This is a genomic window from Pantoea sp. 18059, assembly GCF_902706165.1.
Lineage (GTDB): Bacteria > Pseudomonadota > Gammaproteobacteria > Enterobacterales > Enterobacteriaceae > Pantoea > Pantoea agglomerans.
Genome location: NZ_CACSJS010000007.1, coordinates 201874 through 214938, shown reverse-complemented (window position 1 = coordinate 214938; position 13065 = coordinate 201874). Strand labels below are relative to the sequence as shown.

Genomic DNA, 13065 nt, shown 5'->3' with positions numbered 1-13065 from the left:
AAAATGGAACAGATCATGGCTTCATTGCACATTTCGCAAGGCACGTTTCGTCTTAGCGATACCCGGATACTGAGCCTGAATCAGGTGGAACTGCAGCGCGGCGAAAGCTGGGCGTTTGTCGGAGCCAACGGCAGCGGCAAATCATCACTGGCGCGCGCACTCTCTGGAGAACTGCCGCCGCTGGCCGGTTCAGTCAGCAGCGACTTCAGACGGCCGGTCCGGCTGTCGCTGGAGCAGCTACAAACCCTGGTGGCGCAGGAGTGGCAGCGCAACAACACCGATATGCTCAGCGAAGGTGAAGAGGATACCGGGCTGACCGTGGCAGAGGTGATTCAGGCGGAGGTGCAGCAGCCCGAGCGCTGCGAGCAGCTGGCCCAGCAGTTCGGCATCGAAGCGCTGCTTTCACGCCGCTTCAAATATCTCTCTACCGGCGAAACCCGCAAAACCCTGCTCTGTCAGGCATTGATGAACCAGCCAGATTTGCTGATTCTGGATGAGCCGTTTGACGGACTGGATGTGGCGTCGCGCGCCAGCCTGACCGACACGCTGCGCGGCCTGCAGCAACCGACATTTACCCTGGTGCTGGTGCTCAATCGCTTTGACGATATTCCCGATTTCATTCAGCAGGTTGGCGTGCTGGCGGAGTGCACCCTCACCCACAGCGGGCCACGCCAGGCCATTTTAGCAGAAGCGCTGGTGGCGCAGCTGGCACACAGTGAACAGCTGATGGGAATGGCGTTACCTGAGGCGGATGCGCCGGATCAGCTGCCATCGCTGGCGGATGATGCGCCGCGCGTTATCCTGCGCAACGGCACCGTCTCATACAACGATCAGCCGGTAATTCAGGGGCTGAACTGGCAGGTCAACGCCGGCGAGCACTGGCAGATTACTGGCCCGAACGGCGCAGGGAAATCGACCCTGCTCAGCCTGGTGACCGGCGATCATCCTCAGGGCTACAGCAATGATTTAACCCTGTTTGGCCGCCGTCGCGGCAGTGGTGAAACCATCTGGGATATCAAGCAGCATATTGGCTATGTCAGCAGCAGCCTGCATCTCGATTACCGCGTCAGCACCAATGTGCGCACGGTGATCCTGTCGGGCTTCTTCGACTCTATTGGTCTCTATCAGGCGGCTTCTGACCGGCAAAAAGCGCTGGCGCAGCAGTGGCTGGCACGGCTGGGGATGGATAACGGACAGGCCGATGCGCCGTTCCACTCGCTCTCATGGGGACAGCAGCGGCTGGTGCTGATTGCCCGCGCGCTGGTTAAGCATCCGACGCTCCTGATACTGGATGAGCCACTACAGGGGCTCGACCCGATTAACCGCCAGCTCGTGCGGCGCTTTGTCGATGTGCTGATTGGCGAGGGACGGACTCAGCTGCTGTTTGTTTCGCATCACGCGGAAGATGCGCCCGCCTGCATCACACATCGCCTGAGCTTTATCGCCCATGACGGCGGCTATCACTTTCAGCAGGAAACCCTGCACTAAGGCTCTTGTAACGCGTCACCCCACGCCGCTGCTGCGGCGTTTTAAAGCACCCTTGTGTAAGCGCTACCATTCCACATCACCTTTCACGCCATATATCCGCACACAATGCCACGAAATAAGAATATTCAGCTTGTGTAAACGATACCATTTATCCAGACTTGATCACGCTTTCGGGCGCGCTGATGTGCTACTTTTTACCAATGCCTCTTTGGCTTTTGACGCTTACCAGGATCTAACATGGAAAAATTCAACCCGGTCGATCACCCGCATCGCCGTTACAATCCACTGATTGATCAATGGATTTTAGTTTCACCTCATCGGGCCAAACGTCCGTGGCAAGGCGCGCAGGAAACCCCGGCGGTCAATACGTTACCGGCGCACGATCCGGACTGCTTCCTGTGTGCCGGAAACACCCGCATCACCGGCGACAAAAACCCGGACTATTCGGGCACCTACGTCTTTACCAATGACTTTGCTGCGCTGATGACCGACACGCCAGACGCGCCCGAGAGCGACGATATCCTGATGCGTTGTGAAAGCGCACGCGGCACCAGTCGGGTCATCTGCTTCTCGCCCGATCACAGCAAAACCCTGCCAGAGATGTCGCTGAACGCACTGGAAGAGGTGGTGCGTACCTGGCAGGCAGAGACCGCCGATCTGGGTCAGCACTATCCGTGGGTGCAGGTGTTTGAGAACAAAGGCGCGGCGATGGGCTGCTCCAACCCGCATCCCCATGGTCAGATCTGGGCCAACAGCTTCCTGCCGAATGAAGCGCAGCGTGAAGATGATCATCAGCGCGACTATTTCGCTAAACATGGCTCGCCGATGCTGGTCGACTATCTGGCACGTGAACAGCAGGATGGCAGCCGCACCGTGGTGGAAACCGATCACTGGCTGGCGGTGGTGCCGTGGTGGGCCGCCTGGCCGTTTGAAACCCTGCTGCTGCCGAAAGCGCACGTCAAACGAATTACCGACCTCAATGAGGCGCAGCGTACCGACCTGGCGCTGGCGCTGAAGCTGCTGACCAGCCGCTACGACAACCTGTTCCAGTGCTCATTCCCCTACTCCATGGGCTGGCATGGCGCGCCGTTTAACGGCGAAGCCAACGATCACTGGCAGTTGCATGCTCACTTCTATCCGCCGCTGCTGCGCTCAGCAACGGTGCGTAAATTTATGGTTGGCTATGAAATGCTGGCCGAAACCCAACGCGATTTAACGGCGGAACAGGCGGCGGAACGTCTGCGTTCTGTCAGCGATGTTCACTTCCGTGAGGCACAACAATGAGCTTAAAAACCATCACGCAGCAGCTTTTCTCTGACACCTTCGGTTACGCCGCTACGCATACCATTCAGGCACCGGGCCGCGTTAACCTGATTGGCGAGCATACCGACTATAACGACGGCTTCGTGCTGCCGTGCGCCATCGATTACCAGACGGTGATTGCCTGTGCCCGCCGTGACGATCGCCAGATTCGGGTGGTTGCGGCGGATTATGAGAATGCGCAGGACACATTCTCGCTGGATGAAGAGATCGTCAGCCTGCAGGAACCGATGTGGGCCAACTATGTGCGCGGCGTGGTGAAACATCTGCAGCAGCGTCATGCCGATTTCGGCGGCATCGATATGGTGATCAGCGGCAACGTGCCTCAGGGCGCGGGCCTCAGCTCATCTGCGTCGCTGGAAGTGGCGGTCGGCACCGTGGTGCAGCAGCTCTATAATCTGCCGCTGGATGGCGCCGCCATTGCCGTGAATGGTCAGGAAGCGGAAAACCAGTTCGTCGGCTGTAACTGCGGCATCATGGACCAGCTGATCTCAGCGCTGGGCCGGAAAGATCACGCCATGCTGCTCGACTGCCGCACGCTGGGCACGCGTCCGGTGTCGATGCCGGAAGATATCGCGGTGGTGATCATCAACTCCAACTTCCGTCGTACCCTGGTTGGCAGCGAATACAACACGCGTCGTGAGCAGTGTGAAGCGGGCGCGCGTTTCTTCAATAAGAAGGCACTGCGTGACGTTGAACTGGCCGAGTTTGAAGCGGCACAGGCGCAGCTCGACCCGCAGGTGGCAAAACGCGTGCGTCACGTTCTGACCGAGAACGCCCGCACCCTGGAAGCAGCCGATGCGCTGACGCAGGGCGACCTGACCCGTATGGGCCAGCTGATGGCCGAATCTCACGCCTCGATGCGTGACGACTTCGAGATCACCGTGCCACCGATCGATACCCTGGTAGAGATCGTGAAAGCGCAGATCGGTGAGCGCGGCGGCGTGCGTATGACCGGCGGCGGCTTTGGTGGCTGTATCGTCGCGCTGATGCCACTGGATCTGGTCGATCAGGTCAAAGCCGCCGTAGCGGAGCAGTATGAAGCTGCGACCGGCATCAAAGAGACCTTCTACGTCTGCAAAGCCTCTGAAGGAGCCGGCCAATGCTGAACGACGTCAACTCCCACGCGCCCGACGGTCAGCCGTGGCGCATAACGGTGCTGCGCAATGCCAACGGCATGCTGGCAACCTTTATGGACTGGGGCGCGACCTGGCTCTCCGCCCGCGTGCCGATGCAGGATGGCACGGTGCGTGAAGCCCTGCTCGGCTGCGCCACGCCCTCTGACTATCTCCATCAGGATGCCTATCTGGGCGCGACGGTCGGCCGCTACGCTAACCGCATCGCCGGGGCGAAACTGAATAAACTGAATCGCCAGCTGGTGCCGAACCAGGGCGCACATCAGCTGCATGGCGGACCAGAAGGCTTTGATAAGCGCCGCTGGCAGATTGTCAGCCAGTCTGACAGCGAGGTGCACTACCGCATTGATTCGCCCGATGGCGATCAGGGCTATCCCGGCAATCTGATTGCCGATCTGCGCTATCAGCTGGATGACCAGAACTGCCTGAGCATAAGCTATGAAGCGCGCTGCGATCAGCCCTGCCCGGTCAATCTGACTAACCACGCCTACTTTAACCTTGATGCGCATCATGGCGACGCCCGCCAGCATCGCTTACAACTGCACGCCGACCATTATCTGCCGGTCGACAGCGAAGGCATCCCGAATGCGCCGCTGAAAGAGGTTGCCGGAACCAGTTTTGATTTCCGCGAGACCAAAGTCGTGGCACAGGAGTTTCTGGCAGACGACGACCAGCGAGCGGTGAAGGGCTATGACCATGCGTTTCTGCTCAACAGCGCAGGCGACGACACTCAGCCTGCGGCAGAACTCTGGTCGGAAGATGGCAGACTGCAGCTCAGCGTGACCACTTCGGCACCGGCGTTGCAGTTCTATTCCGGCAACTACCTGGCGGGCACCCGTGCCCGTGAGCAGGCGAGCTATACTGCATTTCAGGGTATTGCGCTGGAGAGCGAATTTTTACCGGATTCGCCTAATCATGCTGAATGGCCTCAGCCTGATTGCTGGCTGCAGCCGGGAGATCGCTGGGAATCCGTGACGCGTTATCGCTTCACGCCACGCTGAGCCTCCGGCTGAAAAACGCGCAGTGCGTCACACACAGGCTTACGCGCTGCCCGCTTTTCCGTTATGGTATGGCGCAATCAGCTCGCGTGTCAGGCGGGCAGCAGCAGGTTTCCAATCTCACAGAAACATCACAGTATTAAGGAGTTAAGCTATGGCTGTAACTAAGCTGGTTCTGGTGCGACACGGCGAAAGCCAGTGGAACAACGAAAACCGCTTTACCGGTTGGTATGATGTTGACCTTTCTGAGAAAGGTCGTGGCGAAGCCAAATCAGCAGGTCAGCTGCTGAAAAAAGAGGGCTTTGTTTTCGATTTCGCTTACACCTCAGTACTGAAGCGTGCCATTCACACGCTGTGGAATGTGCTGGATGAGCTGGATCAGGCCTGGCTGCCGGTTGAGAAAACCTGGCGTCTGAACGAGCGTCACTACGGTGCGCTGCAGGGTCTGGATAAAGCGGAAACCGCTGCCAAATATGGTGATGAGCAGGTTAAGCAGTGGCGTCGCGGCTTTGCCGTTACTCCGCCAGAGCTGGATCGTTCAGATGAGCGCTTCCCGGGCCATGATCCGCGTTACGCGAAACTGACCCCAGAGCAGCTGCCAACCACCGAAAGCCTGGCGCTGACCATCGACCGCGTTATCCCTTACTGGAACGACACCATTCTGCCGCGCATCAAAAGCGGTGAGAAAGTGATCATTGCCGCACACGGCAACTCACTGCGTGCGCTGGTGAAATATCTGGATAACCTGAGCGAAGATGAAATCCTCGAACTGAACATCCCTACCGGCGTACCGCTGGTCTATGAGTTCGATGAAAACTTCAAACCGCTGAAACGCTACTACCTGGGCGACCAGGACGAGATTGCCGCGAAAGCTGCAGCCGTTGCGAATCAGGGTAAAGCGAAGTAATTTCTCGCTGAAATGCAAAAAGGCCAGACGAAAGTCTGGCCTTTTTTATTGATGACAAAGTCTCGCCAGCAATCAGCCGCGGCGCTGTTTAACCGCTGCCGCCAGCTGACGCAGCACCTTGTCGGTATCTTCCCAGCCGATACAGGCGTCGGTGACGCTTTTGCCATAAACCAGCGGCTCGCCGCTCTCCAGACTCTGGTTGCCTTCCACCAGATGACTTTCAATCATCACACCGACAATCGCCTGCTCACCGTTAATCAGCTGCTGTGAGACATCGTCTGCCACAACCATCTGACGCTGGAACTGCTTGCTGCTGTTGGCGTGGCTGAAATCGATCATCACCTGCTGTGGCAGACCCGCTTTTGCCAGGCCCTCTTTGACCTCTGCAACATGCTGCGCACTGTAGTTCGGCTCTTTGCCGCCGCGCAGAATGATATGGCAGTCACCGTTGCCGCTGGTTTCCACAATGGCGGAGTGACCATACTTCGTCACAGACAGGAAACAGTGCGGCGATCCCGCCGCGTTAATGGCATCGATCGCCACCTTAATGGTGCCATCGGTACCGTTTTTGAAGCCGACCGGACAGGAGAGACCGGACGCCAGCTCACGGTGAACCTGAGATTCCGTGGTGCGCGCGCCAATCGCGCCCCAGCTCATCAGGTCAGCCACATATTGCGGGGTAATCATATCCAGAAACTCGCCCGCCGCCGGTAAGCCGCTGTCGTTAATATCCAGCAGCAGTTTACGCGCCAGACGCAGACCGTCATTGAGCTGGTAGCTGTTGTCCATGTAGGGATCGTTGATCAGCCCTTTCCAGCCCACCGTGGTGCGCGGCTTTTCAAAATAGACCCGCATCACCACTTCCAGCTCGCCTTTCAGCTCATCACGCAGCGCCAGCAGGCGGTCGGCATACTCTTTTGCCGCTTCAGTGTCATGAATTGAGCAGGGGCCGATCACCACCAGCAGGCGATCGTCCTTGCCCTGCAGGATCTGATGAATCGCCTGACGGGCCTGTGAAACGGTCTGTGCAGCACGATCGGTCGCCGGGAATTTTTCGAGCAGCGCAACCGGAGGTAACAGCTCTTTAATCTCTTTGATGCGTAAGTCATCGTTCTGGTAATTCATACTGATTCCATATTATTTCTGGCCCGGCGCCCGCCGGACACAACCTGCCCAATGTAGCCCGAAGCGCCTGGGGTGTAAATTCCCGCTGCGGGTTAAATGTGCGGGTGATATTTGCATTAATCAGGTTAGCGACTAGACTTTTTAATGGTAAGCACTGAGGAACGTCCCGCTTACAAAATTAAATCACCCTGTTTAAGCCAACCGGCGAATTATATTTCGTCAGGGATTTTCTTACCCGAAATTGCACCTCTGGGCTTAAAGCATCTTCATTTATTAACGGGAGCATAATGATGAAAAAGTTTGCCTTACTCTTTTTGACAGCAGCAATGACACTGAGCAGCGGTGCGGTACTGGCTGCAGACAGCAGCAGCAATAACGGTACATCGAATCAGGCAGCCAGTGCAGGTGCAGCAGCGGGCGGAGCGAAAGAGAATCTGCCGCCAAATAATGTCGATAACAGCAAAATTAATAACACTGGCAACGATACCAATCCTGCAACGTCCGGCAGCACCACCAGCCATGGTAATATGTCTGCTAACGAAATGGACCAGAACGCCCAGTGTAAAGATGGTAAATGTCCGAACATCAATAAAAAAGTTCAGACTAAAGTGGGCGGCGGTGACGTAGATACCAAAACCGACGGCACCACCCAGTAATTCTGTTTAGCCAGGAGAGCTGACGCTCTCCTGGTTTTTCTCCCCTCTGTCCCACTCTTCCGCTATGCTAATCCTGTGAATTTTACAGGAAATCCTTCATGGCCGTTTTGCTTCTGATTGACGATCATCCGCTGGTTGAAGTGGCACTTGAAGCCGCTCTGAGCCAGTCACCCATTCCGGTTCAGCTCCTCTCTGCCAGCAGTGAAAAAGCCGCCCGTCCCCTGCTTCAGCAGCCACTGGACATCATCGTGCTGGATATTGGCCTGCCGGACAGCGATGGGCTGGAGTTCCTGCGTCGCCTGAAGATCCATCGGCCCGACTGTCCGGTATTGATCTACTCTGCTCAGCAGACCCGCCACTATGTGCGTCGCGCCCAGGCGCTGGGTGCCGCCGGTTATGTGGTGAAGAGCCAGCGCATGGCGCAGCTGCTTAGCGCTATCCTGGCGGTGCTGGGCGGTCAGACGGCGTTTCCGGTGATGGATGATGAGCCGGAACTCCCGCTGACCCAGAAAGAGCGTCAGATTCTGGCGCTGCTGGCCAGCGGCCTGTCCAATCTGCAAATCGCCGCCCAGTTGCACATCAGTAACAAAACGGTCAGCACCCATAAAAAGAACATTCTGGAAAAAACCGGCGCTCGTTCGGTGGTGGAACTGGCTGACCTGTGGAAGGCGCAGCAGTGAGAACTCTCCTGCTGATGCTGCTGTTGCTGTGCGGCTCCGTTCTGGCTGAGGTGCGTCCGGTGAGCAGCATCAATCTGCCGATGATGCTGCCGGTGACGCACGCGGAAACCATGCAAGGCAAAATCCTGCGTGTTGGCCTGTTGGAAGAGAACCACGCCCCCTGGGCGATGCGCATCGGCAACGACCTGTATGGCATCAATGCCGACTATCTTTCCGCCCTGCGACAGCTGACTGGCGCGCAGTTCAGCCTCAACCTCTACAGCGATCAGCCGCATCTGATGCAGGCGCTGAACAGCGGCCAGATCGATTTTGCGCTTGGCATGTGGATTTCTCCCCTGCCAGCCGGCGCGCTGAGCAGCGATAACTGGTACAGCAGCCCGCTTCGGGTCTACCGCAATCAGCAAAACCAGCGTGCCGTGATGTTTAACAGCCAGAATGCCCAACTGGCGATCAGCGAAAGCACGCTGGCACAACTGCCGCCTGCGCTGGCCGCCCGCCACAGCTGGCGACGCTACAGCAGTGATCTGCAGGCGCTCTATACCCTGCTGAATCAGCAGAATGATTATGTGGTGGCGGATGAAACCAGCGCCGGATTTCTGCTGAGCCAGCTGCAACAGGGCCAGATTTATCAGATTGCCTCACACATTGAGGCCGGACAGCTCAACCTGCGCGCGGTCTCCCGCGATCCGGAGCTTATCAGCTGGATTAATCAGAGCCTGCGTCAGTTGCCAGCAGAACTGATGAACACGCTGCAGGCGCGCTGGAGCAGTACCCTGCCGCGCTATCAGGATACGCAGACCCTGATGCTCAGCCCCACTGAACGCGCCTGGATTGCCGATCATCCGCGTATTACTTACACCGCCGAACCGGACAACTATCCCTGGAGTTATCGCGATGCCAGCGGGACCGCCAGAGGCTATGGCGTGGATTTGCTGAAAGCGATAGCTCAGAGCACCGGCCTGCAGTTTGAACCGGTGTGGGTCAGCAATCCGCGTCAGGCGAACACGCTGATCGGCCAGCAGCAGGCGATGCTGCAGCTGATGCAGCCGCTGAACGGCGATGCGATGCAGAGCACCTCGCTGCCGGTGTGGCGCGCGCTGTGGGGCATCTACAGCCTGCAGCCCGATACGCTGGCGCACTGGCGCGACCTGCGCGGCAAGCGGGTCGGCGTGTTGCAGGATGACCTGGCGCTGCGTCTGCTGCCTGCGGATCTGCAGCCGCAGCAGTTTGCCGATCGTAATAGCCTCTATGACGCGCTGGCAAAGGGGCAGATCGATGCGCTGGTGGATAACGTGCTCTCCGCCCGCTGGCGTATCGCCAGCCGCGATGATGCGCGTATCCACCTCGCCTTTGCCGCCAGCGACATCGCCTGGCCGATCGCGCTGGGCGTGACGCCTGAACAACCTGTGCTCCGCACCCTGCTGGATCGCGCGCTGCAGCAGATCCCGGCTGACACACAGAGTCAGATGCGCGACAGCTGGTCAACCCCGCCACAGCCCGGCAGCGTGATGGTGATGCGTTCGCTGCCGATGATGGTGCTGGCGGTGGCAGGTGCGGCCATTGCGCTGCTGCTGCTGCTGCTGGCGCGCCGCTACTGGCAACAGCGCCGGGAGCGTCAGCAGCGTGAACAGGCTGAGCACGCCAATGCGATGAAGAGCCAGTTCCTGGCGACCGTCAGCCATGAGCTGCGCACGCCGATGCAGGCGATCCTCGGACTGCTGGAGCTGGAGAAGCAGCAGCACAGCAGCCAGAACCTGACGCTGCTGCACAGCAGTGCGCAATCGCTGCTGACGTTGCTGAATGATCTGCAGGATCATGCGCGCATCGAGAGCAACAGTTTTACCCTGGCGCCCCGTCCGCTGGCGCTGGCGCAGTGGCTCAATCAGCAGCAGCACTTTTATCATCCGTTAATGCGCGAAGACGGCCCGCATCTGATCGTCGAGGCGCTGACGCCGCTGCCTGATGCCGTGATGATCGATGCCGATCGCCTGCAGCAGGTGGTCAACAACCTGATGACCAATGCGCTGAAATTTACCCGCCACGGCGCGATTCGCCTGACGCTGGCCGCACAGCAACAACAGCTGATTCTGACGGTGAGCGACAGCGGCAGCGGCATTCCGCCAGAGGAGCAGCAGAAGCTGTTTGATCCCTGGTATCAGGCACCGTCCGGTAAATCGGTTTCGGTGCAGGGCAGCGGCCTGGGGCTGTTTATCTGCCGGGAAATGGTGCTGCGGATGGGCGGCGACATCCGGCTCGCCTCTGAACCCGGTCACGGCACCCAGGTCACCGTGACGCTGCCACTGGCGGTCTGCGCACCAGCAAATCACGTGGATGAAACTGCCCTGCCCGACCTTCCACAACTGCGGGTGGCGATTGTCGATGACCATCCGACCAATCTGCTGGTGATGCAGCAGCAGCTGTCCCGTTTTGCGATTCAGGCTGACATCTTTGAGCAGGGACGCGCGCTGCTGCAGGCCGATGCGCAGCAGCCTTATGACCTGCTGTTTATCGACCAGATGATGCCGCGGCCTGACGGCACACAGCTGCTGCGGATACTGCGGCGGCGTGACCGTCAGCGGAAGCGTCAGGCGATGCGGGTGCTCTGCTCCGCGGATGCCCAGCTGCTGTCGCGACCGCTGGAGGCGCGGGAGCGGGTAGTGATAAAACCGGTGCAGTTAGCCGATCTCAGCGCGCTGCTGGCAGAGTGGCAGGAAGATCCGCTGGCGGCGCTGGATGATAATCTGTGGCAACTGGCGCAGCAGAATGAGAAATTCCTCCGCCGTCTGAGCCAGACGCTGCACAGCACGGTGACGCAGGATCTGGCCGTCATGCGCGAAGCACGCGAGCGCGAGGCGTGGATGCCGTTCGCCGAAGCGGCGCACCGGATGAAAGGAAGCTGGTTACTGGTGGGACTGGAGCACGGCGCACAGCTCAGCCAGCAACTGGCGGAGCAGGCAAAACAGCATCAGGACACGTCTGAGACGTGGCAATTACTGATATTATTAGCAAACAGGTTACTGAAAAAACTGGAATCTTATGGCACATACCCACACTCATAGCGGGCAGGATAGTAATCGCACGCGTCTGGCGGCCGCCTTCGGGGTGACCGTTGTCTTTATGGTGGCTGAAGTGATTGGCGGCTGGCTCTCGGGTTCACTGGCGTTGCTGGCGGACGCCGGGCATATGCTGACCGATGCCGCCGCGCTGCTGATGGCGCTGCTGGCGGTGCAGTTCTCGCGCCGTAAACCCAATGCACGCCACACCTTTGGCCTGCTGCGTCTGACCACGCTGGCCGCATTTGTTAACGCCATTGCGCTGCTGGGCATTACCGCACTGATCGTCTGGGAGGCGGTGCGCCGCTTTGCCGACCCGCAACCGGTGACCGGCGGCCTGATGCTGGGGATTGCTATTGGCGGCCTGCTGGCCAATATTCTGTCGTTCTGGCTGCTGCATCACGGCAGCGAAGAGAAGAATCTCAACGTGCGGGCCGCGGCGCTGCATGTGATGGGCGACCTGCTTGGCTCGGTGGGTGCGATTGTCGCGGCGGTGATTATTATGCTGACCGGCTGGACCCCAATCGATCCGATTCTGTCGTTGCTGGTGTCACTGCTGGTGCTGCGCAGCGCCTGGGCGCTGCTGCGTGAGAGTCTGCAGGAGTTACTGGAAGGGGCGCCGCGTTCGCTGGATGTGAACCGGCTGATACGGGATCTCACCCTGAACATCGCAGAGGTGCGCAATGTTCACCATGTGCATCTGTGGCAGGTGGGCGAAAAGCCGCTGCTGACGCTGCATGCGCAGGTGATCCCGCCTTACGATCACGATGCGCTGCTGCATCGTATCCACGACTATCTGCGCCAGCACTATCAGATTGCGCATGCGACCGTGCAGATGGAGTATCAGCCCTGTGCCGGTGCCGAGTGTGAACTCGGCTTAAGCGGCGCTGCCGCCACCGGCCATGATCACAGCCATTCACACGACCATGAGCATGCTCATGCTAAAGGCGAAGCGCACACTCACTGAGCCGACAGCGCGCGGGAACCCTGTTGCCGCGCGCTGCGGATCCACATGCGCGAGCCGTTCAGCGCAATCAGCGTCAGAATCACATACTCCAGCGACATCGCATAGACGCCCTGTCGGGCAAAAATCATCACGCTAATCACGTTGATGATGACCCACAGCAGCCAGTTCTCAACATATTTGCGCGTCATCAGCACCATCGCCGCAATCGACAACACCATCATGCAGGAGTCCCAGAACGGGAACGCATCCGGCTGCAGCGCGGGCATCGCCACCGACAGGCCAAGGCCGTTCATCAGCGTGACGGCCGCACGGGTTAACAGCGCAAACACCGGATCGATATAGAGGGTCATCAGCGCAATCGCAATCACACAGCCCGCCGTCCAGGCCAGCGCCTTAGGCAGCGGCAGCCAGCGGATTTTCAGCGCCGCCTGATGATCGGAGGTTTGCCGACTCCAGGCGTACCAGCCGTAGATATTGGCGGCAAAAAAGAAGAGCTGCAGCAGCAGGCTGGCGTAGAGCTGGATCTGAAAGAAAATCACCGCAAACAGCGTGACGTTAATCAGGCCAAAGGGATAGTTGATGATTTTTTCCAGGCTGGCAAACCAGATGCAGAGTAAGCCTGCCAGCGTGCCGATAGCCTCAATCCATGAGAGATCGTAGCCTCCGGCACCCAGAGGAATGTGAACCAGAATATTATGTGTGCTGAAGAAGTCCATGCTGAGCACCTGTCCGGAA

Annotated in this window: 11 protein-coding genes; 9 read left to right on the top strand and 2 right to left on the bottom strand. The window is 58.7% G+C overall.

Features of this window, described 5'->3' with window-relative positions; translation table 11 throughout:
• Window positions 1-15 precede the first annotated feature (15 nt).
• The 5 genes from modF to gpmA all read left to right on the top strand — a co-directional run bounded on the left by modF (window position 16) and on the right by gpmA (window position 5849).
• Complete coding sequence (modF, locus tag GVJ63_RS18100) at window positions 16-1488, top strand: molybdate ABC transporter ATP-binding protein ModF (RefSeq protein ID WP_159227189.1); 1473 nt, start codon at window positions 16-18, stop codon at window positions 1486-1488.
• A 237-nt stretch (window positions 1489-1725) separates the two neighbouring features.
• Window positions 1726-2772 carry a galactose-1-phosphate uridylyltransferase gene (gene galT, locus GVJ63_RS18095; RefSeq protein ID WP_022626027.1) on the top strand — a complete coding sequence of 349 codons (1047 nt, stop codon included), beginning with the start codon at window positions 1726-1728 and terminating at the stop codon, window positions 2770-2772.
• Window positions 2769-3917, top strand: coding sequence for a galactokinase (galK, locus tag GVJ63_RS18090; RefSeq protein ID WP_010669660.1), 1149 nt, complete (start codon window positions 2769-2771; stop codon window positions 3915-3917). Before galT ends, galK begins: the two co-directional genes overlap by 4 nt.
• On the top strand, window positions 3911-4945 hold the full coding sequence (gene galM, locus GVJ63_RS18085) for a galactose-1-epimerase (protein WP_159227188.1): 1035 nt from the start codon (window positions 3911-3913) through the stop codon (window positions 4943-4945). Before galK ends, galM begins: the two co-directional genes overlap by 7 nt.
• 151 nt (window positions 4946-5096) lie before the next feature.
• Window positions 5097-5849, top strand: coding sequence for a 2,3-diphosphoglycerate-dependent phosphoglycerate mutase (gpmA, locus tag GVJ63_RS18080; protein WP_003851893.1), 753 nt, complete (start codon window positions 5097-5099; stop codon window positions 5847-5849).
• A 72-nt stretch (window positions 5850-5921) separates the two neighbouring features.
• Here gpmA and aroG read toward each other — a convergent pair whose 3' ends face one another.
• The gene (gene aroG / locus GVJ63_RS18075; RefSeq protein WP_010669658.1) at window positions 5922-6974 is read right to left on the bottom strand and encodes a 3-deoxy-7-phosphoheptulonate synthase AroG; all 1053 of its coding nucleotides are present in this window, start codon (window positions 6972-6974) and stop codon (window positions 5922-5924) included.
• 287 nt (window positions 6975-7261) lie between these two features.
• Between aroG and GVJ63_RS18070 the strand changes: the two genes are divergently transcribed.
• The 4 genes from GVJ63_RS18070 (at window position 7262) to zitB (ending at window position 12330) form a co-directional block, all read left to right on the top strand.
• Window positions 7262-7630: a YbgS-like family protein gene (locus GVJ63_RS18070; protein ID WP_022626030.1), complete on the top strand. Its 369-nt coding sequence runs from the start codon at window positions 7262-7264 to the stop codon at window positions 7628-7630.
• Window positions 7631-7728: 98 nt separating this feature from the next.
• Entirely contained in the window at window positions 7729-8310 is a 582-nt protein-coding gene (locus GVJ63_RS18065) for a response regulator transcription factor (protein ID WP_033756983.1), read from the top strand.
• A 14-nt stretch (window positions 8311-8324) separates the two neighbouring features.
• Window positions 8325-11369, top strand: coding sequence for a transporter substrate-binding domain-containing protein (locus GVJ63_RS18060; protein WP_200843124.1), 3045 nt, complete (start codon window positions 8325-8327; stop codon window positions 11367-11369).
• Window positions 11347-12330, top strand: a complete 984-nt coding sequence (zitB, locus tag GVJ63_RS18055; protein WP_124889785.1) for a CDF family zinc transporter ZitB — start codon at window positions 11347-11349, stop codon at window positions 12328-12330. Before GVJ63_RS18060 ends, zitB begins: the two co-directional genes overlap by 23 nt.
• Here the strand turns inward: zitB and pnuC are convergent.
• A complete protein-coding gene (gene pnuC, locus GVJ63_RS18050; protein ID WP_010260155.1) occupies window positions 12324-13046 on the bottom strand; it encodes a nicotinamide riboside transporter PnuC in 723 nt (240 codons plus the stop codon). The two genes, zitB and pnuC, sit on opposite strands and share 7 nt — an antisense overlap.
• Between the last annotated feature and the right edge of the window lie 19 nt (window positions 13047-13065).

What these genes read in the sequence shown, in the direction of transcription:
- modF (WP_159227189.1), top strand. Translation starts at nt 16, where the DNA reads ATGGCTTCATTGCACATTTCGCAAGGCACGTTTCGTCTTAGCGATACC.
- galT (WP_022626027.1), top strand. Translation starts at nt 1,726, where the DNA reads ATGGAAAAATTCAACCCGGTCGATCACCCGCATCGCCGTTACAATCCA.
- galK (WP_010669660.1), top strand. Translation starts at nt 2,769, where the DNA reads ATGAGCTTAAAAACCATCACGCAGCAGCTTTTCTCTGACACCTTCGGT.
- galM (WP_159227188.1), top strand. Translation starts at nt 3,911, where the DNA reads ATGCTGAACGACGTCAACTCCCACGCGCCCGACGGTCAGCCGTGGCGC.
- gpmA (WP_003851893.1), top strand. Translation starts at nt 5,097, where the DNA reads ATGGCTGTAACTAAGCTGGTTCTGGTGCGACACGGCGAAAGCCAGTGG.
- aroG (WP_010669658.1), bottom strand. Translation starts at nt 6,974, where the DNA reads ATGAATTACCAGAACGATGACTTACGCATCAAAGAGATTAAAGAGCTG.
- GVJ63_RS18070 (WP_022626030.1), top strand. Translation starts at nt 7,262, where the DNA reads ATGATGAAAAAGTTTGCCTTACTCTTTTTGACAGCAGCAATGACACTG.
- GVJ63_RS18065 (WP_033756983.1), top strand. Translation starts at nt 7,729, where the DNA reads ATGGCCGTTTTGCTTCTGATTGACGATCATCCGCTGGTTGAAGTGGCA.
- GVJ63_RS18060 (WP_200843124.1), top strand. Translation starts at nt 8,325, where the DNA reads ATGCTGCTGTTGCTGTGCGGCTCCGTTCTGGCTGAGGTGCGTCCGGTG.
- zitB (WP_124889785.1), top strand. Translation starts at nt 11,347, where the DNA reads ATGGCACATACCCACACTCATAGCGGGCAGGATAGTAATCGCACGCGT.
- pnuC (WP_010260155.1), bottom strand. Translation starts at nt 13,046, where the DNA reads ATGGACTTCTTCAGCACACATAATATTCTGGTTCACATTCCTCTGGGT.